The organism is Kluyvera sp. CHPC 1.2972 (assembly GCF_036759925.1).
In the GTDB taxonomy this organism is placed as follows: Bacteria; Pseudomonadota; Gammaproteobacteria; order Enterobacterales; family Enterobacteriaceae; genus Kluyvera.
On sequence record NZ_JAPKIB010000022.1, the window covers coordinates 1 to 24,065 of the forward strand.

Annotated in this window: 22 protein-coding genes; 13 read left to right on the forward strand and 9 right to left on the reverse strand. The window is 55.4% G+C overall.

Features of this window, described 5'->3' with window-relative positions; all coding sequences use genetic code 11:
• The first annotated feature begins 240 nt into the window (after window positions 1–240).
• Window positions 241–1,164, forward strand: coding sequence for a LysR substrate-binding domain-containing protein (locus tag V6944_RS21450; protein WP_333500445.1), 924 nt, complete (start codon window positions 241–243; stop codon window positions 1,162–1,164).
• Window positions 1,165–1,197: 33 nt separating this feature from the next.
• Here V6944_RS21450 and V6944_RS21455 read toward each other — a convergent pair whose 3' ends face one another.
• Together V6944_RS21455 and V6944_RS21460 are read right to left on the reverse strand one after the other, a co-directional pair.
• Window positions 1,198–1,416 (reverse strand): hypothetical protein, encoded by a 219-nt coding sequence (locus tag V6944_RS21455; protein ID WP_333500446.1) that lies wholly within the window; start codon window positions 1,414–1,416, stop codon window positions 1,198–1,200.
• A complete protein-coding gene (locus V6944_RS21460; RefSeq protein ID WP_333500447.1) occupies window positions 1,413–2,105 on the reverse strand; it encodes a lipopolysaccharide core biosynthesis protein RfaZ in 693 nt (230 codons plus the stop codon). The genes V6944_RS21455 and V6944_RS21460 overlap by 4 nt, the downstream gene beginning before the upstream one ends.
• Window positions 2,106–2,534: 429 nt before the next feature.
• On the opposite strand from V6944_RS21460, the gene V6944_RS21465 reads away from it, so the two are divergent.
• Window positions 2,535–4,910 carry a glucose/quinate/shikimate family membrane-bound PQQ-dependent dehydrogenase gene (locus V6944_RS21465; protein ID WP_333500448.1) on the forward strand — a complete coding sequence of 792 codons (2,376 nt, stop codon included), beginning with the start codon at window positions 2,535–2,537 and terminating at the stop codon, window positions 4,908–4,910.
• Window positions 4,911–5,005: 95 nt separating this feature from the next.
• On the opposite strand, the gene V6944_RS21470 is transcribed toward V6944_RS21465, so the two are convergent.
• From V6944_RS21470 to cybB, 5 genes are all read right to left on the reverse strand, one after another.
• Window positions 5,006–6,703, reverse strand: coding sequence for a methyl-accepting chemotaxis protein (locus V6944_RS21470; protein WP_333500449.1), 1,698 nt, complete (start codon window positions 6,701–6,703; stop codon window positions 5,006–5,008).
• Between the two features lie 138 nt (window positions 6,704–6,841).
• On the reverse strand, window positions 6,842–7,960 hold the full coding sequence (locus tag V6944_RS21475) for an S-(hydroxymethyl)glutathione dehydrogenase/class III alcohol dehydrogenase (RefSeq protein ID WP_333500450.1): 1,119 nt from the start codon (window positions 7,958–7,960) through the stop codon (window positions 6,842–6,844).
• 23 nt (window positions 7,961–7,983) lie between these two features.
• Window positions 7,984–8,259, reverse strand: coding sequence for a metal/formaldehyde-sensitive transcriptional repressor (locus V6944_RS21480; protein ID WP_185668689.1), 276 nt, complete (start codon window positions 8,257–8,259; stop codon window positions 7,984–7,986).
• A 238-nt stretch (window positions 8,260–8,497) separates the two neighbouring features.
• Window positions 8,498–9,136 carry a leucine efflux protein LeuE gene (gene leuE / locus V6944_RS21485; RefSeq protein WP_333500451.1) on the reverse strand — a complete coding sequence of 213 codons (639 nt, stop codon included), beginning with the start codon at window positions 9,134–9,136 and terminating at the stop codon, window positions 8,498–8,500.
• A gap of 70 nt (window positions 9,137–9,206) precedes the next feature.
• Window positions 9,207–9,734, reverse strand: a complete 528-nt coding sequence (gene cybB / locus V6944_RS21490; RefSeq protein ID WP_220440632.1) for a cytochrome b561 — start codon at window positions 9,732–9,734, stop codon at window positions 9,207–9,209.
• Window positions 9,735–9,961: 227 nt separating this feature from the next.
• Between cybB and gap the strand changes: the two genes are divergently transcribed.
• The 4 genes from gap to V6944_RS21510 all read left to right on the forward strand — a co-directional run bounded on the left by gap (window position 9,962) and on the right by V6944_RS21510 (window position 13,864).
• Window positions 9,962–10,963, forward strand: a complete 1,002-nt coding sequence (gene gap / locus V6944_RS21495) for a type I glyceraldehyde-3-phosphate dehydrogenase (RefSeq protein WP_185668686.1) — start codon at window positions 9,962–9,964, stop codon at window positions 10,961–10,963.
• A gap of 124 nt (window positions 10,964–11,087) precedes the next feature.
• Window positions 11,088–11,864, forward strand: a complete 777-nt coding sequence (locus V6944_RS21500) for an isocitrate lyase/PEP mutase family protein (RefSeq protein WP_333500452.1) — start codon at window positions 11,088–11,090, stop codon at window positions 11,862–11,864.
• Window positions 11,848–12,906, forward strand: coding sequence for a bifunctional transcriptional activator/DNA repair enzyme AdaA (locus V6944_RS21505; RefSeq protein WP_333500453.1), 1,059 nt, complete (start codon window positions 11,848–11,850; stop codon window positions 12,904–12,906). Before V6944_RS21500 ends, V6944_RS21505 begins: the two co-directional genes overlap by 17 nt.
• A gap of 31 nt (window positions 12,907–12,937) precedes the next feature.
• Window positions 12,938–13,864: an alpha/beta hydrolase gene (locus V6944_RS21510; RefSeq protein ID WP_333500454.1), complete on the forward strand. Its 927-nt coding sequence runs from the start codon at window positions 12,938–12,940 to the stop codon at window positions 13,862–13,864.
• 80 nt (window positions 13,865–13,944) lie between these two features.
• Here V6944_RS21510 and aldA read toward each other — a convergent pair whose 3' ends face one another.
• Window positions 13,945–15,390 carry an aldehyde dehydrogenase gene (aldA, locus tag V6944_RS21515; protein ID WP_333500455.1) on the reverse strand — a complete coding sequence of 482 codons (1,446 nt, stop codon included), beginning with the start codon at window positions 15,388–15,390 and terminating at the stop codon, window positions 13,945–13,947.
• A 224-nt stretch (window positions 15,391–15,614) separates the two neighbouring features.
• Between aldA and V6944_RS21520 the strand changes: the two genes are divergently transcribed.
• On the forward strand, window positions 15,615–16,142 hold the full coding sequence (locus tag V6944_RS21520) for a hypothetical protein (protein ID WP_442910762.1): 528 nt from the start codon (window positions 15,615–15,617) through the stop codon (window positions 16,140–16,142).
• 28 nt (window positions 16,143–16,170) lie between these two features.
• Here the strand turns inward: V6944_RS21520 and V6944_RS21525 are convergent, their stop codons facing one another.
• Window positions 16,171–16,995, reverse strand: coding sequence for a YdcF family protein (locus tag V6944_RS21525; protein WP_333500456.1), 825 nt, complete (start codon window positions 16,993–16,995; stop codon window positions 16,171–16,173).
• Window positions 16,996–17,293: 298 nt separating this feature from the next.
• On the opposite strand from V6944_RS21525, the gene V6944_RS21530 reads away from it, so the two are divergent.
• The 6 genes from V6944_RS21530 (at window position 17,294) to V6944_RS21555 (ending at window position 24,057) form a co-directional block, all read left to right on the forward strand.
• On the forward strand, window positions 17,294–18,616 hold the full coding sequence (locus tag V6944_RS21530) for an MFS transporter (RefSeq protein WP_333500457.1): 1,323 nt from the start codon (window positions 17,294–17,296) through the stop codon (window positions 18,614–18,616).
• A gap of 193 nt (window positions 18,617–18,809) precedes the next feature.
• Entirely contained in the window at window positions 18,810–19,241 is a 432-nt protein-coding gene (locus V6944_RS21535; protein WP_333500484.1) for a MarR family winged helix-turn-helix transcriptional regulator, read from the forward strand.
• Complete coding sequence (locus V6944_RS21540) at window positions 19,241–20,893, forward strand: MFS transporter (protein WP_333500458.1); 1,653 nt, start codon at window positions 19,241–19,243, stop codon at window positions 20,891–20,893. Before V6944_RS21535 ends, V6944_RS21540 begins: the two co-directional genes overlap by 1 nt.
• A gap of 24 nt (window positions 20,894–20,917) precedes the next feature.
• A complete protein-coding gene (locus V6944_RS21545) occupies window positions 20,918–22,003 on the forward strand; it encodes an HlyD family secretion protein (RefSeq protein WP_333500459.1) in 1,086 nt (361 codons plus the stop codon).
• Window positions 22,000–23,376, forward strand: coding sequence for an efflux transporter outer membrane subunit (locus tag V6944_RS21550; RefSeq protein ID WP_333500460.1), 1,377 nt, complete (start codon window positions 22,000–22,002; stop codon window positions 23,374–23,376). The genes V6944_RS21545 and V6944_RS21550 overlap by 4 nt, the downstream gene beginning before the upstream one ends.
• A gap of 21 nt (window positions 23,377–23,397) precedes the next feature.
• A complete protein-coding gene (locus V6944_RS21555; RefSeq protein WP_333500461.1) occupies window positions 23,398–24,057 on the forward strand; it encodes an O-methyltransferase in 660 nt (219 codons plus the stop codon).
• Window positions 24,058–24,065 lie beyond the last annotated feature (8 nt).

The window sequence follows — 24,065 nt, forward strand, 5'->3', positions numbered from 1 at the left end:
TAACTGTTACCCATGTATCCGGTCTAAAGTGTTACCTATGTTTCCGGTTTGTACCTTCGCTCGGCCGGGCTACCTATCGCAAAGTAGCCCGACCGAGCAACGCGACGCCGGGAATATCGACAAATCCAACAAACCGCTTGTCTGTTAAACCGCACAAATGTTAATAATAATTTGCTAGTAAGTTATCAAATTTAAACAACATCACTTGTCACTCGTACCGCTCTGTTTTTAATATCGCTTATGGAAAAAAATGCTCTCTTTAGTCAGCGCATTCGTCTGCGCCATCTGCACACATTCGTAGCCGTCGCCCAACAGGGAACTTTAGGGCGTGCGGCTGAAACCCTTAATTTAAGCCAACCAGCGCTCTCCAAGACGCTCAATGAACTCGAACAGCTTACCGGTACTCGACTCTTTGAACGTGGTCGTTTGGGCGCACAGTTGACCCTCGTTGGTGAACAGTTTTTAACCCATGCGGTGAAGGTGCTTGATGCGCTAAATACCGCCGGTCAGGCGTTAACACGTAAAGAAGGTGTTAACAATGATGTGGTGCGCATCGGTGCCCTGCCGACTGCCGCTCTGGGTGTATTGCCTGCCGTAATAGGTCAGTTCCACCAGCAGCAAAAAGACGTAACGCTCCAGGTCGCCACCATGAATAACACTATGCTGCTGGCCGCCCTGAAATCCGGGGATATCGATCTGGGAATTGGCCGCATGTCTGACCCGGAACTGATGACCGGGCTGAACTATGAGCTGCTGTTCCTGGAGTCATTGAAGCTGGTGGTACGTCCCGATCACCCACTACTACACGAAAACATTACCCTGAGCCGCGTACTGGAGTGGCCAGTGGTGGTGTCACCAAAAGGCACCGTTCCGCGCCAGAACGCGGAAACCTTACTGCAAAGTCAGGGCTGCAAAATGCCTGCGGGTTGTATTGAAACGCTCTCCGCCTCGCTATCGCGCCAGCTCACCGTCGATTACAACTATATCTGGTTTGTTCCTTCCGGCGCGGTGAAAGACGATTTGCGTCGCGGTGTCCTTACCGCCCTGCCAATCGCGACGCAGGGCCAGGGAGAGCCGATTGGTATTCTCACGCGGGTGGATACCCCGCTTTCAGCCGGTGCACAGACGCTGCTCAGTGCGGTGCGTAAATCAATGCCTTCATAGCCTCTCGCTTCCGTGGGTGACGCCACGGAGGTATTACGCTTCAACCGCCTGTGTTACGCGATCCCAGCGCATTTTAGGAAAAGCGTCTACGGCACTGTCAGGCGATAAATTGATGACTTTAATATTATGCTCATCACAATATACGCGCGCCGCTATAAATGACTGAATAATACCGTCGAAATCTTTGTCCAGCCTGGTGCCTAATTTGTTATGTTCCGTTTCATAGAAGCGAGGCGCATGAAAATTGTTCATATCCAGGCCTGCAATATAGATTTTTTATAGCCCAACGCACACCCAATCTGCAGCGCCGTATATGCTACCGTACCGTAATCAAACAGGGCCTGATGGATATCATCGGAAAAGCCAATGCCATTATGCCAATGAAAGCGTTCATCATCAGGTTTAAAAGCTACGGTTGCCTGCAAAAATTTATATATCTTCAAGCCAACTGCACTTTCAAAAATATGGAATTTACAGCGAATATCACTTTTTGCAACCACCGATAAAATGCTTTCCAGCGTAGCACAGGTACAAAACAACACCAGCCCGTCACGAGAGACTATATCTCTAACAAAATCAGATCGTTGAATAACAAAATCTCTATCGATAATTGCGTACCAGGAATAAGGAATCGATGTCATCGCGATGGCCCCATTGACACCGATATAATCAAATCTATCGTCAAAAAAGCGCTGATCAATGCAGCCAACCGACGGCCCTGTAGCCATAATGATGAGTGGGCGCTCTTTCTTACTATTTTCAATATTTGAAACGTTATCAACTCTGTATTTTTTGTAAAAAATAGTATCTATACTACCAGATGCCGTTCGACACACTTTAAAGAACGGCCACAAATTTTTGTTGTGTTTGTATTCCGAGGTATGTGACAAGCGGTAAATTGTTTTACACATCCATTTGCAAAATCTATTTCCAAAAAACATATAATCAATTCCGTGAATATTTATAATGATATTATGTTACTTTCCATAGAGACCAGCATATAGGCAAAAAGTTGCACATAAATCGCAGATCTAAACGTACCAAGGACAAAGATTAAATTTCACGCCTCACCATCTGATTAAACGCTCCGTTTTTAAGCCCTACCCAGCGACCAACGCCTTCCTCCTGACCTCTCCCCTGTACCACCGTTAAACAGTCAATTAATGCGATATTATTTTTTAACAATTGCGCAATGCAATTTAACAGATCTATCATATCCATAATTTAACCAAATGGTTCATTAATGATTTCATTACTGAACTAAATGCGTCACTTAGAAACTGACTTATGCTTCATTCAAAACAAAAGCACGAATCCAGCGCACCATCTGGTTCAATCGTGCCTACATTTGCTGTTTTAAGGAGAAAGGTATGGCAACTGGCAACGTGCCACGAGGATTCCCACGAGTCCTGCAGTGGCTTCTTATCGCGCTGATGTTGATCGTCGGCCTGGCTATCGGGGCGCTGGGGGTGAAGCTCGCCAGCGTCGGCGGTTCCTGGTTCTTTGCCCTGATGGGACTGGTGATGGTGGTGAGCGCCATTCTGATTGCCCGTCAGCGTCGTGGTGGGATCGTGCTGTACGCGCTGGCGTTTATCGTGGCTGTCGTCTGGTCAATCAGCGACGCAGGCTGGGATTTCTGGCCGCTTTTCTCGCGCCTGTTTACCTTTGGCGTACTGGCATTTCTCTGTGCGCTGGTGTGGCCATTTATGTCGCGCGTTCAGCCCGCGAAAAAAGGTCCTGCCTTTGGCCTCGCCGCCGTGATTGCCGTTGTGCTGTTGGTCAGCATGGGCGGTATGTTCAAGCCACAAACGCTGGTTTCAGCCACCGAAGCGGTGCCGGTTAAACCGGTAGCGCCCGGCGATGAGCAGAAAAACTGGGAGCATTGGGGCAACACCACCCACGGCGACCGTTTTGCCGCGTTAGACCAGATCAATAAGCAGAACATCGATAAGCTTCAGGTGGCATGGGTAGCCCATACCGGCGATATCCCGCAAAGCAACGGTTCAGGTGCAGAAGATCAGAACACCCCGCTGCAGGTCGGTGACACCCTGTTTGTCTGCACGCCGTACAGCAAAGTACTGGCGCTGGACGTTGACTCGGGCAAAGAGAAATGGCGCTACGACTCAAAAGCCACCGCGCCTAACTGGCAGCGCTGCCGTGGTCTGGGGTACTTTGAAGACCACTCGTCCGTTAACGCGCAGGCACCAGCAACTCAACCTGCCGCTTGTCCTCGTCGTCTGTTCCTGCCAACCACCGACGCACGTCTTATCGCTATCAATGCCGATAACGGTAAAGTGTGTGACGACTTTGGCGACCACGGCGTAGTTGACCTGAGCATCGGGATGGGGGATATCAAACCGGGCTACTATCAGCAGACTTCTACGCCATTAGTGGCGGGTAATGTGGTGATCGTGGGTGGCCGCGTGGCCGATAACTTCTCCACCGGCGAACCGCCGGGCGTGGTACGCGCTTACGATGTGCATAGCGGTAAACTCGCCTGGGCATGGGATCCCGGTAACCCTAACCTTACCGGCCTGCCGCCAGAAGGGATGACCTATACCCGCGGCACGCCGAACGTCTGGTCCGCGATGTCTTACGACGCGAAGCTGAACCTGGTCTACCTGCCGACCGGTAACGCCACGCCTGACTTCTGGGCCGGTGAACGTACCGCACTCGACGATAAGTACAGCTCTTCTATCGTGGCGGTAGATGCCACCACCGGTAAAGTGCGCTGGCACTATCAGACCACCCACCACGACCTGTGGGACTTTGATCTGCCATCGCAGCCGCTGTTATACGACCTGCCAGATGGTAAAGGCGGCACCACGCCGGTGCTGGTCCAGACCAGCAAGCAGGGCATGATCTTTATGCTCAATCGTGAAACCGGTGAGCCGGTAGCCAAAGTCGAAGAACGTCCGGTTCCGGCAGGCAACGTACCCGGCGAACGCTACTCGCCGACTCAGCCTTTCTCCGTTGGCATGCCGATGATCGGCAACGAAACGCTGAAAGAGTCCGATATGTGGGGTGCTACGCCGGTTGACCTGCTGCTATGCCGCATCCAGTTTAAAGAGATGCGTCATCAGGGTATCTTCACCCCACCAGGGGAAGACCGTTCCCTGCAGTATCCTGGCTCGCTGGGTGGGATGAACTGGGGCAGCGTGTCGGTTGACCCGAACAACAGCCTGATGTTCGTCAACGATATGCGTCTGGGTCTGGCAAACTATATGGTGCCACGCGCCAATGTGGCGAAAAATGCGAGCGGTATTGAGATGGGGATTGTACCGATGGACGGTACACCGTACGGCGCCATGCGCGAGCGTTTCCTGTCACCGCTGGGCATTCCGTGCCAGAAACCGCCGTTCGGCACCATGTCTGCGGTGGATCTGAAGTCAGGGAAAATCGTCTGGCAGGTACCGGTTGGTACGGTAGAAGATACCGGGCCGCTGGGGATCCGCATGCATATGCCAATTCCTATCGGTATGCCAACGCTTGGCGCGTCACTCTCGACGCAGTCTGGCCTGCTGTTCTTCGCCGGTACTCAGGATTTCTATCTGCGCGCGTTTGATACCGCAACCGGGAAAGAGATCTGGAAAGACCGTCTGCCGGTAGGCAGCCAGTCGGGCCCGATGACTTACGTGTCGCCGAAGACCGGCAAGCAGTACATCGTGATTAACGCGGGTGGCGCACGCCAGTCGCCGGATCGCGGTGACTACATTATTGCTTACGCGTTGCCGGACAGTCATTAAGCCGAATTTCCGTCACATATTCGGTGACGGAAACCGATGCCTCGCCACCTTTACGGTGACGAGGCTTTTTTATTTGCAGGCTGGATGGCTCCTGCTTAAAACGTTTCCCAGTTATCCGCACCTGCGGTCGCTACCGCCGGGCGTGCGGGGTTAAACGTGGCTTTTGCCACCGTGTTCACCGTTTCAACGCGTTCACTGGACTGTAAGCGGAAGGTACCTACCGCTTCGGTTAAACGCGCCGCCTGTTCTTCCAGTGAAGCCGCTGCCGCAGAGGCTTCCTCCACCAGAGAGGCGTTTTGCTGAGTCACGTTATCCATCTCGGTGACCGCCTGACTTACCTGCTGAATACCGCGATTTTGCTCGTCCGATGCAGCCGCAATCTCCAGCATGATATCGGTCACGCGTTTTACCGCATCCACAATATCGGTCATCGTGGTTCCCGCACGTACCACTTCGCCTGAGCCGCGTTCAATCAACGTCACCGATTCACTGATCAGCCCCTCAATCTCTTTTGCCGCCTGGGCGCTGCGGCTTGCCAGCGTGCGCACTTCACTCGCTACCACCGCAAATCCGCGCCCCTGCTCACCCGCACGCGCCGCTTCCACCGCCGCGTTCAGCGCCAGAATGTTGGTCTGGAAAGCAATGCTGTTGATGACCGAGGTTATCTCAGAAATTTTCTTCGAGCTGGTCGAAATGCTGCCCATCGTCGACACCACGCCGGAGACCAGTTGACCACCGCGCGTTGCTTTGCCCGACGCGTCCTCCGCCAGTTTGCTGGCATGATGGGCGTTCTCGGCATTCTGTTTCACCGTTGCGGCTAACTGCTCCATGCTGGCCGCCGTCTGTTCAATCGCCGCCGCCTGTTGCTCGGTACGAGAAGAGAGGTCGGTGTTGCCAGCGGAGATTTCGCTGGTACCGCGATAAATTTCTTCCGCCCCTTGACGCACGCTGCCCACGGTCTGCACCAATGAGTGCTGCATTTTTTGCAGATGGCCGTTGAGCTGACCAATCTCGCTGCGCCCTACCGGTTCATCCGGCATCGTCAGGTCACCATTGGCAATCTGCGCAATGCGCACGCCCGCGCGCTGCAGCGGCAGGATCACCACATTACGCAGGGTGGTAAAGGTGACGATGGTCATCAGCACCGCCAGCACAAACGCGCCGATCATAAATATCACGCCCAGGCGAGTACGGTCGTGGGCCAGCTCGGCAAGCTGGTTGGCACGAGCGGTACGAATAGTAATGACCTTATTGCGCACATCGTTGTACGCGTCGTCGAACGCCCGCGCCTGCTCGCTTTCATAGTTGATGATGGCTTCAAACATGCCGTTTTTGGCGTATTTCAGCATCGGCGCCATCCCTTCTAAATAGGCGCTGTAGCGCTGATTCATTTCGGCATCCAGTGCTTCGTCCGCCTGTGTTTTCACGCTGCGGTTGACGTAGAGCTTAAATCCATCCTGAGAGCGTTTGATTCTGTCTTCTGCCGCCGCCAGGTTTTTCTTCATGCTCTCCATTTCAGCAATACGGCTGTCCGCACCCGCATGAATCATCATGATACGGGCTTCGCGCAGATAGTTAGCGCTGTCGGAAAGCCCCACGCGCACCTGCAGCTCCTGAGTGACGTCGCGCTGGTCGTTATCGGCCTTCCACATAAAATAGCCTGCCAGCCCTGAACTCAGCGCGAACAGCACCAGGATACCGCCCAGCACCGAGCCGAAAAACGGCACCAGACGAATATGATGTAAGAAGCCGACCTTTTGTGCGCGACGCGGCTGCGCGGATTTTTTTTCCATGAGTGACTCTCTTGTACTTGAGGTAAGTAATAGAGTCATCGGCCATTAGCACTGATTTGTTATCAGCAATGGTGCAAAACGGAAGGCGGGTCACACTTCGGAGAACCAGCGGGGCAATCCCGCTGGTTAGGGGGAGGATTATTTATCGCCGAAATGAATGACGGTACGGATAGATTTCCCTTCGTGCATCAGATCAAACGCTTCGTTGATCTGGTCTAACGGCAGACGGTGGGTAATAAACGGGTCGAGCTGAATTTTGCCCGCCATCGCCTCTTCCACCATGCCCGGCAGCTGGGTACGGCCTTTCACGCCGCCGAATGCCGAACCGCGCCATACGCGACCGGTCACCAGCTGGAACGGACGGGTTTTGATCTCCTGACCCGCACCGGCCACGCCGATGATAATGCTTTCACCCCAGCCTTTATGGCAGCATTCCAGCGCCGAACGCATCACGTTGACGTTGCCAATACATTCGAAGCTGAAGTCCACGCCGCCGTCGGTCAGTTCAACGATCACGTCCTGAATCGGCTTATCGTAGTCTTTCGGGTTGATAAAGTCGGTTGCGCCCATTTCACGCGCCAGGGTGAATTTTTCTGGGTTCATGTCCACGGCCAGAATGCGCCCGGCTTTCGCCTGTACCGCGCCCTGAATCACCGCCAGACCAATACCGCCGAGGCCAAACACCGCCACGGTATCGCCCTCTTTCACTTTCGCCGTGTTGTGTACCGCGCCGATACCGGTGGTCACGCCGCAGCCCAGCAGGCAGACTTTATCCAGCGGTGCCTGCGGGTTCACCTTCGCCAGTGAGATCTCCGCACAGACGGTGTACTCGCTGAAGGTGCTGGTACCCATATAGTGATAAATCGGTTCGCCGTTGTAGGAGAAACGAGTGGTGCCATCCGGCATTAGCCCTTTACCCTGAGTGGCGCGTACCGCCTGGCACAGGTTGGTTTTGCCCGATTTACAGAACTTACACTCGCCGCATTCTGCGGTATACAGTGGAATAACATGGTCACCCGGCTTGAGGCTGGTTACCCCTTCACCCACTTCAACGACCACGCCGCCGCCTTCATGACCAAGCACCGCCGGGAACACGCCTTCAGGGTCATCCCCTGACAGCGTGAATGCATCGGTATGGCAAACGCCGGTATGGGTGATTTTGACCAGCACTTCGCCCTTCTTCGGCGGCGCAACGTCAATTTCCACAATCTTCAGCGGCTGACCTGGGCCAAACGCAACTGCAGCACGTGATTTCATAACTCTCTTTTCCATTATGGGGATTATTTTAAATAGGACCGAAGCAGGTGACCGACCTCAGCCATGCGCAGCGCCCGCTGATCCGGCGTGGTTTCACCGCTGACCAGTTCATCTTTAAGGTGCATTTCAACCATCTCGCCCATCAGGCCGTTAGAGGCCCCACGAATCGAGGCAATCTGCTGCAGGATGGTCAGGCACGAGTCACCCGATTCCAGCGCGCGTTCCAGCGCTTCAACCTGCCCTTTAATACGGCGCACTCGGCTTAATGCCCGTTTTTTGTCTTCGAGTGAATGCGGCATAGCTCCTCCGATAGTATAGGGGGGTATACTATCAATCTCATTGTGTTGATGTAAAATAAATGTTTTATTTTTTTCAAATTCGCGAAAGAGCATATCGCAAGCGGCGCGGGATTACGCTTCCAGAGCTCTAAGTTTAGACGTTTATTACGGGGATGTGATGGCCGGCCTGCGCCGTTATCGTGATGTGAAAAGGAAAAAACAGACTGGCCCGATAAGGGTTATCGGGCCAGGAAAGTTATCAGGACTGGAGCGTTGCCAGACGCGCGGCAAAGCCGACAAATACCAAATCAATCAGGCTGTTACCGATTTTCGCCAGTTTTTTACGCGTTTTCACATAGCGCGTCACCAGCGAGCCGGAGACAATCAGGAAGCTCAGGTAGGTAAAGCTCACCAGCTCCAGCGTCACCGCGAGGATAAAGAACGCCAGGCCCGGGGTTGTCGCGTGAACGTCAATAAACTGCACGAAGAACGACACGTAGAACAGGATCGCTTTCGGATTGGTGAGGCTCAGCGTTAACGCACGTTTGAAGATAGCGTGGCCCGGTTCCGCCGCTTCATCGTGTTCGGCATTTTTACGTTTCAGCGTACTGTAGAGCATCTTGCCGCCAAGATAGAGCAGATAAATGGCCCCCAGGTAACGCACAATATTAAACAGCACCGGCGTGGTTTTAATCAGCGTGGCGACGCCCGCAAACGAGAGAGACATCAGAACGGCGTCGCCAATAAACACCGCGAGCGCCGCCATATAGCCTTTGCGGATACCGTGCGATACACCGGTCTTTAGCACGAAGAAGGTATTCGGCCCCGGCACCAGAATAATAAAGATGGCCCCGAGCAAATAGGTCCAGTAATTAAGTACACCAAAATCTGCGAACACCCTGTTCTCTCCACTCATACGTCAGACATAAGACTTATGGTAGCGCAGAGCCCAGGGAGTTGAAAGCGCGTTAACGCTTGCGCGGCATCATGCGCAGCAGCGTATTGTCCTTCCAGATATAGTGGTGCGCCAGCGCGGCAAGCGCATGCAGGCCAATCAGCCAGTAGCCGAGGTTGGCGAGGAACACATGATAGTGTTTAAGCGTATCGACGAGGTCAAAATTCCCCTCTGCCGCATGCGGCATAGTGATACCAAACGCCAGCCACGGGTTACCACGGTTATACATCATGATAAGACCAATCAGCGGCAGCGCGATAAACAGCAGGTAGATAGCCAGGTGCCCCAGATGCGCCATGCCGGTCATCATCGGTTTTGGCTTCGGCACGATCGGCGGCGCCGGGCGCTTCAGGCGAATCAGCAGACGCGCCACCATCAGCACCAGTACGCTAATCCCGCAGGAGACGTGGATCATGTTAATAACCGGACGGTCGCTGCGGGGGAAAAATCCGCGTAACTCCATCGCCGCATAGGCCACCACCACCAGCAGAAAGACCAGCCAATGGATGGCAATTTGTAAGCGGGAATATTTATCGTTCATCGCCAAAATACTCTGAGAAGTAACATAAAAAAGCAAAATAGCCGCGATTCATTAAAATTTCATTAACTTTTTCAAATCGATACAAATTAAATTTTCGCGACAGCGTTGCCCTTCCCGGCGCGCTGAACTAAGCCTGGACAGGTGAAATACATAAACCACACTTATTTATTGAATCGATCTGACGTACGCGTATTGGGCTGACATCCCATCACTGACAGGAGAGCACCATGAGTAAAATTGGCATTAACGGGTTTGGGCGCATCGGTCGTCTGGTTCTGCGCCGTTTACTGGAAGTATCCAGCAGTCATGAAGTGGTCGCGATTAACGATCTCACCTCCCCCAAAGTTCTGGCTTATCTGTTAAAGCATGACTCCAACTATGGTCCGTTCCCGTGGAGCGTGGATTACAACGATAATGCGCTGATTGTGAATGGTAAAACCATCACCGTTTACGCCGAAAAAGAGGCGCAAAACATTCCCTGGACCGCCCAGGGCGCTGAACTGATTGTCGAATGCACCGGCTTCTACACCTCGACGGAAAAATCGCAGGCGCACATTGATGCCGGGGCGAAAAAAGTGCTGGTCTCCGCCCCAGCGGGCGACATGAAAACCCTCGTCTTTAACGTCAACGACGATACGCTGAACGCCAGCGATAAGATTATCTCCGTCGCCTCGTGCACCACCAACTGCCTGGCGCCAATGGCCAAAGCCCTTCACGACGCGTTTGGCATTGAAGTCGGTACCATGACCACCATTCACGCCTACACCGGCACCCAATCGCTGGTTGACGGCCCGCGCGGTAAGGATTTGCGCGCCTCACGTGCAGCGGCAGAGAACATCATTCCACATACCACCGGGGCCGCTAAGGCCATTGGTCTGGTGATCCCGGCGCTGAGCGGTAAGCTGAAGGGCCATGCCCAGCGCGTGCCGACCAAAACCGGCTCGGTTACCGAGCTGGTCTCCATCCTGGGTAAGAAAGTGACTGCCGAGGAGGTCAACCAGGTGATGAAGAACGCGGCGCACAACAATGAATCTTTTGGCTATACCGAAGAGGAGATTGTCTCTTCCGATATCATCGGCACCCATTTCGGCTCCGTTTTCGATGCCACCCAAACCGAAGTGACCGAAGCGGGCGGCCTGCAATTGGTTAAAACCGTCTCCTGGTACGATAACGAATATGGCTTTGTGACCCAGCTGATTCGCGTGCTGGAAAAGTTCGCCAAAATGTAACGTCTCCGGCGGGCGGCATCATGCCCCCGCCGTCTTCCTCGTCAAAAATGGTCGTCCGATTTTCGGTTGCTGGCATTCTGCCCGTTGCGGCACACTCCGTTTGCACACACAACCGGAGAACCCTATGAACTTCAACCAATTACACCATCAACCTCAGCCTCTGCTTATCGCCAACGTGTGGGATGTCGCTAGCGCGCTGGCAGCCGAGAACGCTGGGTATCAGGCGATGGGAACGTCCAGCGCCGCCATCGCGGCCATGTTGGGCTACGCCGACGGCGAAGGTCTTCCTTTTGCCGAACTACACTATCTGGTCAGCCGTATTCGCGCCTGTTCGTCATTACCACTCAGCGTGGATATGGAAGCCGGTTATGCCGAGACTGTCGACGGTATTGTGGACAATTTGCAACAGCTCGCGGCACTTGGCGTGGTAGGCGTGAATCTGGAAGACAGCCGGGTTCACGACGGTGTACGACGCCTGATAGATGCTGACTGTTTCGCTCATCAACTGCGAGATATACGCAAAGCGCTCGATGCCAGTGATTGCCCGCTCTTTTTAAACGTGCGTACCGATGCCTTTCTGCTCGGTGAACCTGATGCATTGCAAGTGACACTGTCACGAAACGCTCGCTATGCGGCAAACGGTGCCGATGGGCTGTTTGTGCCGTGCGTCCACCGTTCGCAGGATATTGCCACTCTGGTCCAGCAAACCATCCTACCGCTGAACGTAATGGCGGTTCCCGACCTGGCCGATTTCGCCACGCTGGCAGAACTTGGGGTACGTCGCATTTCAATGGGTAATGCGGTACATAGTGCAATACAAACCCGGCTAAACGATCTACTGTTAACCCTTCGCCATCAGCCGTCCTTTGCAGGAGTCTTCGACGATGAAAGTCACCGATAGTGCCCAGTGCGACACCTGGTACCAGGCGCTGCTGGCGCGGGCGTCGGAGTATACCGGCGTTTTCTACGTCGGGGTAAAAACCACCGGGGTGTTCTGTATTTCAGTGTGCCGGGCGCGAAAACCAAAGCGGGAAAACGTGGAGTTTTACCGTGATTTCAAGTCGGCGTTGGACGCAGGCTTTCGCCCCTGCAAGGTATGCCGCCCTACCGAAAACGCCTGCAGCGCGCCGGATTTTATCGAGCAGGCGCTGGCTCTGGTGCGGCAAACGCCGAAAGCGCGCATCAGCGATACCCAGCTTCGTGAAAACCATATTAGTCCGGAGCGCGTTCGACGCTGGTTTTTACACCATCACGGCATCACCTTTCAGGCGTTCCAGCGGATGCAGCGGGTTAACGTTGCCCTGCAGGAGTTGAAAAGCGGGCGCAGCGCCACGGACGTGGCTTTTGATAGCGGCTACGAGTCGCTCAGCGGCTTCGGCTATACCTATAAAAAGCTTACCGGTCACTCTCCGGCAACGGTCCAGCAGTCGCTGTTGATTCACCGCTTTACCACGCCGATTGGGCCAATGTTCGTCTGCGCCAGCGAACGTGGAGTGTGCCTGCTCGAGTTTGTCGACCGCCGCATGCTGGAGACCGAATTCAGCGACATCCAGCGCCTGCTAAGTGCCCGCATTATCGCCGGGCAAAATGCTCATACCCGGCAGGCTGAAAAAGAGATTAGCGAGTATTTTTCCGGACAGCGCCAGCGATTTACCCTGGCGCTGGATACTCCCGGCAGCGACTTTCAACGCCGCGTCTGGCAGGCATTGTGTTTGCTCCCCTGCGGTGAAACCACCCACTATCAAGCGCTGGCCGAAACGCTCAACAAACCGACCGCCGCCCGTGCCGTCGCGGCGGCCAACGGCGCAAATCGTATTGCTATCGTCATTCCCTGCCATCGGGTGATTGGCAAAGACGGCAGCATGACCGGCTACGGCGGCGGTATCGCCCGCAAGGCCTGGCTACTGGAACACGAGGCAAAAATAGCCCGCGTGGAGAGATAATCCGCGCGACATCAAACCGATTGAGGATGCCATGAACGCAACGCCCAAGGATCTATTACTAACACGGATGGCCCAGGCAGCCCGCACGTCCACCACTTTCACCCTCTGGCCCGGCGGCGATGCGCCCGGTGCCAGCGCCAGTACCGTAACGCCCACGTTAGAAAGCGACCACACCGGCAGCAGCGCGTGGGATCGCGCGGTCACCGGCGTTCGTGCACCGCAGATAACGGTGTTTCAGCCCGAAAATCCCAACGGCGTGGGGATTCTGGTGACGCCGGGTGGCTCTTATCAACGCGTGGTGCTGGATAAAGAAGGCACGGCGCTCGCCCCCGACTTTACCTCTCAGGGTTATACGCTATTTGTGATGACCTATCGCATGCCGGGAGACGGCCACCAGGAAGGTGCCAATGCCCCGCTGGCGGACGTTCAGCGCGCCATGCGAACCCTCCGTAGCCAGGCCGCGCGCTGGCAGATTTCGCCTGACAAAATCGGCGTTCTCGGTTTCTCCTCTGGCGGGCACGTGGCGGCAAGCCTGGGAACGCGTTATCTGGAGAAGGCCTATCCGCCGCTGGACGAGATTGATGAGTTTTCTGCACGCCCTGATTTTATGGCGCTGGTCTACCCCGTTATCAGCATGGACGAGGGGTTCGGCCACCCCGGCTCGCGCCGCGCATTGATTGGCGATACGCCAGACCCGGCGCAGCGTGCGCATTACTCGCTGGAAAAACGCGTCGATCGTCAGGTGCCGCCGACCTTTTTGCTGCATGCGGTCGACGATCCGGCGGTGAAGGTGGAAAACAGCCTGGCGCTGTTTAATGCGCTGCACGCGCAGCAGGTGCCGGTAGAGATGCATCTGTTTGAACAGGGGCGGCACGGGTTTGGTATTCGCGATGCCGAGGGGGTGCCGGTCGCGGTGTGGCCACGGTTGATGATGAACTGGATTGCGACGAAGGTTTAGCGCGGTGAGTTCCCGGCGTCGCGTTGCTTGGCCGGGCTACATTCGAAACGTAGCCGGCCAAGCAACGCCGGGAATAGCACTTAACCCTGCGTTTGCAAATAGACCATCTGCGTTTGCAGGTATTCGTTCAGCCCATGCTTACCGTCCGCTCCGCCGATACCAGACTTACGCCAGCCCGCGTGGAAACCCTGCATCGCTTCAAAGTTCTCACGGTTGATATAGGTTTCACCAAACTTGAGGCCGCGTACGGCTTTCATCGCCTGGTTGAGGTCGCGGGTGTAGACCGATGAGGTCAGCCCGTAGTCGCTGTCGTTCGCCATCTTCAGCGCCTCATCCAGCGTATCGAACATCACTACCGGCAGCACCGGGCCGAAGGTTTCTTCGTGCATGATGCTCATCTCCTGGCGCACGTCCAGCAACAGCGTTGGCGGGTAGAAATAACCAGCGCCTTCTACCGCTTTGCCTCCCAGCACCACCTTCGCGCCCTGGGCAACGGCTTTCGCCACCTTCTGCTCTACACGCTCCAGCGCAGCGGCGTTGATCAACGGCCCCATCGCAATATCGTTGCGTTTTGCCGGGTCGCCAAAGGCCACGGCCTTCATCGCTTCACCCAGTTTATTGACGAAGCTATCGTAAATCCCTTTCTGCACATAGACACGCTCGGCGCAGTTACACACCTGCCCGGTGTTAATCACGCGCGAATCAACAATCGCTTTCACCGCCAGCTCAAGATCGGCATCATCCAGCACAATCGCCGGAGCTTTACCGCCCAGTTCAAGTCCCACTTTGGTGATATTTTTTGCCGCCGCCGCCATGATTTTCTCACCCGCAGCCACGCTGCCGGTCATGCTGACCATCGCCACCTTCGGGTTACCCGCCAGCTCCTGGCCCACGGTTTCACCGCGCCCCAGCACCAGGTTGAAAACGCCTTTCGGCAGGCCAATTTTATGGACAATTTCAGCAAAGGCGATGGCGTTATTCGGTGTGAATTCGCTTGGTTTGATAACGATGGTATTACCGGTAATCAAGGCTGGCGCCATCTTGCGGGCAATCAGGAAGAAGGGGAAGTTCCACGGCAGAATACCGGTGGTCACCCCCAGCGCACGTTTAAAGACAAAGATATTTTCACCGGGGCGATCGCTTTGCAGGATCTCCCCTTCGTAACGACGCGCCCACTCGGCCATGTACTCGATATAGTCAGCGGTGAAGCCCACTTCAACCTCTGCCAGCTGTTGAATTTTGCCGCCTTCGGCAACAATCATCTGGCTAATTTCCGCTGCACGCTCGCGAATGCCTGCGGCAATTTTGCGCAGCCATCCGGCACGTTCAATCGCTGGCAGCGCTTCCCACGCTGGCTGCGCACGCTCGGCGGCGTCAATTGCTCGCTTCGCATGTTCGGCATCACCATCAGGAATACGGGAAAGGCACACTTCGGTTGCCGGGTTAATCACATCAATCCAGCTATCGCCCTGCCAACTGACGAACTGACCATCGATATACATCGGATGTTGTACGGGTGACGTCATGAGCTGCTCCTGTCTGTGTTAGGTCGTTAACAAGTAAAAATATTGTTAAATACATATACACTCTGGCAACTTTTCCAACCGATTATGTCCGTTTCTGTGAAGCCGCGCGAAAAGATAGCGCGCTAATTTCCCACGGGATGCGGCGCTGGTTTAGCCGAGGTTTATCGCGAAAGACCTATCATGTAGCGCAATGTTTTTTCTTTTTAGCTTTACTGAGTTTTAAAATGCGTAAAATACCCAGCGTGCTGGCATTTGCGTCGGCACTGCTGCCGGCCGCCTCCAGCTTTGCAGATGAGATAAATCTCTACTCCGTCAATACCGGCTCCTTTGTCTACCATATGAGCGGCAACCACGGTCAATATAACGAAAAATTCAATAACGACTTTTTCTCCATCGAACGTAAGTTCTCCGAAGATTCAAAATACAGTCTGCTGGTCGGCACAATGAAGAACAGCTTTGCTGACCGCTGCTTGTCGCTGGGCGTGCGCCGCGACTGGCTGCAGGGCAGCGGCCAAACGAAAGGCTGGACCTTTAAAGGCGTGTACGCCTATACGGGCGAGTTCTTTTTTGATGCCTTCAGCCACTGCGGCGACTCCGGCACCTACCATACGGCGAAAAAAATCACCGGCGTGGGCTTCTCGCCCTATATTTACCACGGGCTGCAGTACAACTTTACCGACTACTTCGGTATTGAAAGCGGCATCATTCTGCCGTCGATATTTGTGGTCAGCGTGCAGTGGAGTTTCCGCTAGCCCGGCCGGGACGGCGGCCGGATTAACGTCAAACCATAGTTCGGTTGGCTAACATCTGCTGAAGCTGCGGATCGGCTGAAAGGTGCTGCCAGGCGGCTTCGACTTCAGCGGGGATATCGACGTGAGCAATAAAGTCTTTCCCGCGCGGCCCGTAACCCTGGGCATCGTCACGCAGACGAGGCACTTCACCGAGCAGCAGCGACAGATAGCGGGCCACCGGCCACAGCCCAACCGCAGGCTGGCGGTAGCTGACACCTTCCGGCGTATTGAGCAGTTCCGGCACATAGCCCGGATAGCTGAGCCAGCGCGGGGCGTCATCCACACCCTGCCAGGCGCGGGTGAAGGTCGCCATCGTGCGGCGCTGCATGGCGGGATCTTGCACCACCGTCACAGTCTCTGGACGAATTCCTCTCTCTTCCATCACCCGGCGGGTAAACCCGGCGTTCTCACCACAGTTCGTTGACTGGTCTTCCACCACAATGCGCTCCAGTGGGATCTGCCAGAAACGGTGGGCTATTTCCGCCAGCAGCGTCGCCTCGGCTTCGCCATCGCAGCTAATGCTTTGATAGCGCGGGTGCTGGGCAATGGCCTCATAGAGAAAGTTCGTCGAATGACCAATGCCGCCGCTTATCAATAGCGAACCGCCGTGTTCGCTCACCAAGTGACAGGCCGCCTCAATGGTTGGCATCACGGCATTCCCCGCCATCACCACCCACTGCGTTTGTGAAGCCAGTGGAGGTGCGGCAAAATCATTTTGCGCCAGCCAACGCCCCAGCACATTGGCGGCATTCAGCGTTTCCTGCGGTAAATTTGACACGTTCATCGCCTGCTCTACTCCCTTCATCTCTACCATTTTGTAACAATCCTGAAATAACCAGAAACGTCTAAAAACAATATGGTTGCACCTGAATAAAACGCTATTTAAAAGATACTTTTCAGGGTTTAAATCCACAAATTGACAAAACAAAAGTCAAAATGAACAGAAATGGTTCTCATTTTTGCTCGCAAATTTCAACAACACGCTTGCCAAAAATAACGCTCATATCTAAGTTGCTTAACAAACACACAACCTTTTTCACAATCCAGGTTGCACCATTCACCCCAAAAAGGTGACACCTGATTTTAACCCAATGTGGCGGGAGTTATTCTTCATGACAATACAAGAAAGTAGCACCACGATCCTGAAAAAGAATAAGAGGGTCCTGATTGCTAGCCTGACCGGCAGTTCCATTGAATGGTTTGACTATTTTTTATACGGAACAGCAGCCGCACTGGTGTTCAATAAGATCTTTTTCCCGATGGTTGACCCAGTCATCGGCCTGATCCTCTCCTATCTTTCTTTCTCGCTCACCTTCTTTATTCGCCCCATTGGTGGGGTGATTTTTGCCCACATTGGCGACCGTATCGGTCGTAAAAAGACGCTGGTGTTAACCCTGTCGCTGATGGGGAGTGCAACCGTGATGATTGGCCTGCTGCCAACCTACGATATGATTGGCATCTGGGCACCGATTTTACTCATTCTGATGCGTATTATTCAGGGGATTGGTATTGGTGGTGAATGGGGTGGCGCGCTGCTGCTGGCCTATGAATACGCGCCAGAAAAGCGTAAAGGCTTCTTCGGCAGTATTCCGCAGGCGGGCGTGACGATTGGGATGCTGATGGCGACCTTTATCGTCTCGCTGATGACCCTGTTCAGCGAAGAACAGTTCCTCTCCTGGGGCTGGCGCATTCCGTTCTTGATGAGCGCAGCACTGGTGCTGGTTGGCCTGTGGATCCGTAAAGATATCGACGAAACGCCGGAATTCAAGAAGGTGAAAGACGCCGGTAAAGTGGCTAAAGCGCCACTGCGCGAAACGCTGACAAATCATTGGCGCGAAGTGATTATCGCGGCTGGCCTGAAGGTGGTGGAAACCGCACCGTTCTATATCTTCTCCACCTTCGTCGTGAGCTACGCCACCACCACCCTGACCTATCAGAAATCGCAGGTTCTGGAAGCCGTAACGCTCGGTGCGCTGGTCTCCACGGTGATGATCCCGTTAATGGGCCTGCTCTCAGATAAGATTGGTCGCCAGCGGATGTACGCGATTAGCGTGGTGCTGCTGGGTCTGTTCATCGTGCCATGGTTCCTGCTGCTCAACACCGGCACCACCTGGGGGATCACCCTCGCTACCGTTATCACCTTCGGGATTTTATGGTCACCGATTACCGCCGTGCTCGGGACGCTGTGCTCGGAAATCTTTAGCGCCAACGTTCGCTATACCGGCATCACTCTCGGCTATCAGATTGGCGCCGCGCTGGCAGGCGGTACCGCACCGCTGATTGCGACCGGTCTGCTGGCAAAATACAACGGCGATTGGGTTCCCGTGGCCTGGTATCTGGCGGTCACGGTAGCGATTTCTCTGACGGCGATTTTCTTTGCCAGTCGTCGTAAAAATCATGCGGCTTCAGTGAACGCGCAGACCAGTCAGATTTAACCCGTAGCCCGGACGAGGCGTGTTAACGCCGACTCCGGGTATTTTCCGGCGGCGCTTCGCCGGGCTACAGAAGCATTCGCATAGCAAACAGATAGTCACCTTCCGATAACATTTATTTTTCACATTCACTTGAATTATGGTTTTCGGCGAACGTAAAATCATTAGAGCTCTAATGATCATGAATACATCGCCAATGGATAACCGTCAGCTTAATTTTTCTCACCTCCTCTATCTCACCGCCCATCACTGGCGGCTGGCGGTTGATCGCCGGCTGAAAGATCTCGGCATGAGCCAGGCCTCATGGGTTGCCGTGGCCAGCATTGCGCGCAATGAGCATCCGCTGTCGCAGAGCGAACTGGCGCAAGAGCTAGGGGTAGAAAGCGCCACCGTGGTGCCGCTGATTAACCGTCTGGTGGACGCTGGGCTGGTCGAGCGGGTGCTTACCGAGCGCGATAAACGTAAGCGACTGCTGGTCGCGACGCCAAAAGGTCTTGAGCTTTATCATCAGGTGAAAGCCGTGGCGGATGAACTGCGTGAAGAAATTCTGACGGTCATCACCCCGGAAGAACAAGAGATAACCCGCAACGTACTGACCCGACTGCTGCGCGAAGTGGAGAAGAAATAATGGCGCCACCGCGTCGTGACCCCTATGCCCCGCACGACTGGGCACCACACGAAAAACCGGCGATCCTCGGCTCACCATCAACGCCTATTCACAGTGCGCCAAAGCGTGTCGCCTACGGGATCGTCGGCCTGCTGGTATGCCTGACTGGGGCGCTGGGCAATGCAGTGGTCACCGCCAATCTACAAAACCTACAGGGTTCGTTTGCCGCCTGGTCGACGGAGATTGCCTGGCTGCCTGCCGTATACGTGATGACCAACGTCTCAATTAACCTGCTGCTGGTGAAATTCCGCCAGCAGTTTGGCCTGCGGGCGTTTACCGAAGGTTTTCTGGTGCTCTACGTGCTGGTCACCTTCTTTCACCTGTTCGTCAACGACCTCAGTTCCGCGCTGATGGTGCGCGCCGCCCACGGCATGGTCGCGGCGGCCCTGAGTTCGCTCGGGATCTATTATCAAGTGCAGGCCTGGCCAGCAAAACACCGACTGAAAGCGTTGACCATTGGGATAACCGGGTCGTCGCTGGCGATCCCCATCGCTCGCCTGTTCTCCACTGAATTGCTGCAAATCGATGAATGGCGCGGGCTTTATTTCTTCGAACTGGGGCTAGCGCTGGTATCGCTGGCCTGCGTTATCGCCCTCAAGCTGCCGCCGAGCGATCGCAAAAAGGTGTTTGAGAAGAAAGATTTCATCACCTTTATTTTACTGGCTCCCGGCATGGCGCTGATTTGCGCCGTGCTATCGCTGGGCCGTCTTGACTGGTGGTTTGAAGCGCCGTGGATTGGCTGGTCGCTGGCAGCGGCGGTGGTGCTGATTGTATCTGCCATCATCTTTGAACATAACCGCACCAACCCACTGCTCAATACCCGTTGGCTCTCCAGCGGCAGTATTTTGCGTCTGGGGCTGATTATGGTGCTCATCCGCATCGTGCTGGCGGAGCAGAACACCGGCGTGATCGGCTGGCTTCAGTATGTGGGGCTGCAAAACGAGCAGATGACAATGCTGGCCTGGTCCATTTTTGCCGGTATTACCTGCGGGATTATCGCCAGTTGCCTGACGCTAAACCCGCGACGCCTCTACTGGCCGACCGCCACGGCGTTAACGCTTATCATGATAGCCTCGTTGCTGGACAGCCAGTCCACCAGCCTGACGCGCCCGGACCAGCTGATGTTCAGCCAGTTCCTGCTCGGCTTTGGTAGCGCCTTCTTCCTCGCGCCTGCCATGCTCGCTGGTATCGGCGGAGTGATTGCCGATCAGCGCAATCTGGTGAGCTTTTCGGTGCTGTTTGGCATGAGCCAGAACATTGGCGGCCTGCTCGGCTCCGCGATCCTCGGCACCTTCCAGACCTGGCGTGAGAAGTTCCACTCCAGTCAGCTTGCCGACCAGATAACCACCCTCAATCCGCTGATTAACGAGCGCTTACAGCTATACGCCCAGCAGTATCAGAGCCAGCTTAGTGATAGCGCACTATTGAACGTTCAGGCCAGTACCGTGCTGCAAAACCTCTCCACGCTGGAGGCCAATATTCTCGCCTACAATGACACTTACCTGCTGACCGCGGCCATTTCCGCCGCCACGCTGCTGTGGGTGTTCTGGCGATTACTAAGACTGCGTATTACCGCCCATATCGCGCTGAAACGGGCGACGGGCAGCAAATAACAACAAGAGAGATCTGGAGTCGTTATGAGTCAGCAGGATGCGGCCCAACAACAGGCCAATACCCGAAACAATATCCGCGTGGTATCCATTTTTACCGCCGCGGCCATCGGCCTCGTCGGCGTACTGGTGATTCTGTACGCCTGGCAACTACCGCCGTTTACCCGTCACATTCAGTTCACCGATAACGCTTATGTGCGTGGCCAGACCACCTTTATCAGCCCGCAGGTCAACGGCTACGTTACCGGGGTAAACGTGCAGGACTTTAACCAGGTCAAAAAAGGCCAGGTGCTGTTCCAGATTGATGACCGTATCTATAAGCAGCGCGTGCACCAGGCACAGGCGCAGCTGGCAATGAAGGAAGCAGCGCTGCGCAATAACCTCCAGCAGCGCAAAAGCGCCGAGGCGGTGATTGTCCGCAATGAGGCGGTGCTGCAAAACGCCCGCGCGCAGAATCTGAAATCGCAGGCGGATTTAAAACGCGTGCAGGACCTGACGGCGGACGGCTCGCTGTCAATTCGTGAGCGTGACTCCGCCCGCGCCAGCGCCGCTCAGGGCACGGCGGATATCGAGCAAGCGAAGGCCACGCTGGAGATGTCAAAACAGGATCTGCAGACCACCATCGTCAACCGTGACGCGCTGGAAGCCGACGTAGCCAACGCCAAAGCCTCGCTGGAGCTGGCGGAGATTGACCTACAAAACACGCGCATTATCGCCCCCACCGACGGCCAGCTTGGGCAAATCGCCGTGCGGCTTGGCGCGTACGTCACCGCCGGAACGCACTTAACGCCGCTGGTGCCGCCGCAGCATTGGGTTATCGCCAATCTGAAAGAGACTCAGCTTGCAACCGTGCGTATCGGTCAGCCAGCAACCTTTACCGTCGATGCGCTCAACAGCGAGAAATTCAGCGGTATCGTGCAGAGCATTTCACCGGCCACCGGCGTGGAGTTCAGCGCGATTTCGCCGGATAACGCCACCGGTAACTTTGTCAAAATCGCCCAGCGAATTCCGGTGCGTATTGCGGTGGATGAAGGACAGAAAAACCTGCAGCGTCTGCGCCCGGGAATGTCGGTACAGGTCACCATCGATACCCGCGCGGAGACGAAACCATGATCCGCCCCGTCGCCCTGGCGCTGGCTCTCGCGTTGGTCGGCTGTCAGTCTGCCGACGTGCAGCGAGCCGAACCTACGCTGGCTATTCCTGCCGCCTGGCGCGCCGATATTGGCCCTGCTAGCCCGGTCGAGGGAGTATGGTGGCGCAATTTTCACGACAGCGCGCTCAATCAGTACGTTGATCAGGCGCTGCGCTATAACAGCGATGTACTGATCGCCCGCGAACGGGTGAATGAATATCAGGCGCGTGCCTATGCCACCGACAGCAGCCTGTTCCCCACGCTGGACGCCGGGCTGACCGGCACCCGCGCCCGAGCGCAGTCTGCCGCCACGGGTTTACCGATTCACAGTACGATCTATAAAGGCGGCCTGACCGCCAGTTATGATGTAGATCTCTGGGGGGCGAATCGCAGCGCGTCCGATGCCGCTGAGGCAACGCTGGAGGCGCAAAAAGCCGCCGCCGCTGCCGCAGATTTAACGGTCACGACCTCGGTTTCCGTCAGCTATATCACCCTGCTGTCGCTCGACGAGCAGCTACAGGTCACGGAACAAACGCTGAAGTCGAGGGAAGAGGCGTATAAGCTGGCAAAGCGCCAGTATGAAACCGGCTATACTTCTCGCCTCGAACTGATGCAGGCGGATTCAGCGCTGCGTTCCACGCGAGCCCAGGTACCGCTGCTGCGCCATCAAATCGCCCAGCAGGAAAACGCCCTCAGCGTGCTGCTCGGCAATAACCCCGGCGAAGTGAAACGCAACGCGTTTGATACACTCACCCCGCTTTCGCTGCCGTCGCAGCTTCCCTCTACGCTGCTCAACCGCCGCCCCGACATCGCTCAGGCCCAGCGCCAGCTGATCGCCGCCGATGCGACCCTGGCATCATCGCAGGCCAAACTTCTGCCATCGATTAACCTGACGGCAACCGGCAGCTTCCAGGACCGCACGCTGCCGGACCTGCTCGATAACCCGCTGCGCCTCTGGAGCATTGGCGGCAGTATTCTTGCGCCGTTGCTCAACCGTCAGGCGCTGAATGCGCAGGTCGACGTGTCGATGGCCCAGCGCAATCAGGCGCTGTACAGCTATGAAAAAACGGTGCGCAGCGCGTTTAAAGAGGTCAATGATAGCCTCGATGCCATCACCCGCTACGGCGAGCAACTGGCTGAACTGCAGGGCCAGGAAGACGTGGCGCAGGAGACCCTGCGGCTGGCGCAGAATCGCTACAACAACGGTTACTCTTCTTATCTTGATGTGCTGGATGCGCAGCGTACCCTATTCTCAACGCAAATCAGCGTAGTACAGGTGAAAAACAACCTGCTGCTGGCGCAAATCGATCTTTACCGGTCGCTAGGAGGCGGCTGGTCTTCGCTGTCAGGCTGACAAATCCCAAGGGGTGTCACAATGCAAAAACAGTGGTCGGACGTTGATAATTATTTGATAGAGAACCTGATTCCCGGCGATGCCGTGCTGTCTCAGGTGCTCGAAAACAACCATCGTGCCGGTCTCCCCGCGCACGACGTGGCCGCTAATCAGGGGCAACTGCTGGCGCTGTTTATCCGTATGGTGGGGGCGAAATCCATTCTGGAGATAGGTACGTTAGGCGCGTACAGCACCATCTGGATGGCACGCGAACTGCCGCCGAACGGACGGTTAATTACCCTCGAAGCCGATCCGCTGCACGCCCGTGTGGCGCGAGAGAATATCGCGCTCGCCGGGCTTGATAGCGTGGTGACGCTGCGCGAAGGCCCGGCGCTGGATTCTCTGGCGACGCTTGCGGATGCCGCGCCATTTGACGTTATTTTTATTGATGCCGATAAACCGAATAACCCTTACTACCTGCAATGGGCGCTGAAATATTCTCGTCCGGGAACGCTCATCATCGGCGATAACGTGGTGCGCGACGGTGAGGTGACCAACCCCAATAGTACCGACGACCGCGTGCTCGGCGTGCGTCGGTTTATTGAGATGATGCATAACGATCCGCGCCTGACGGTCACGGCGCTGCAAACGGTCGGGATTAAGGGGTGGGATGGGTTTACGCTGGCGTGGGTGAACGCGTAGACCGCGGT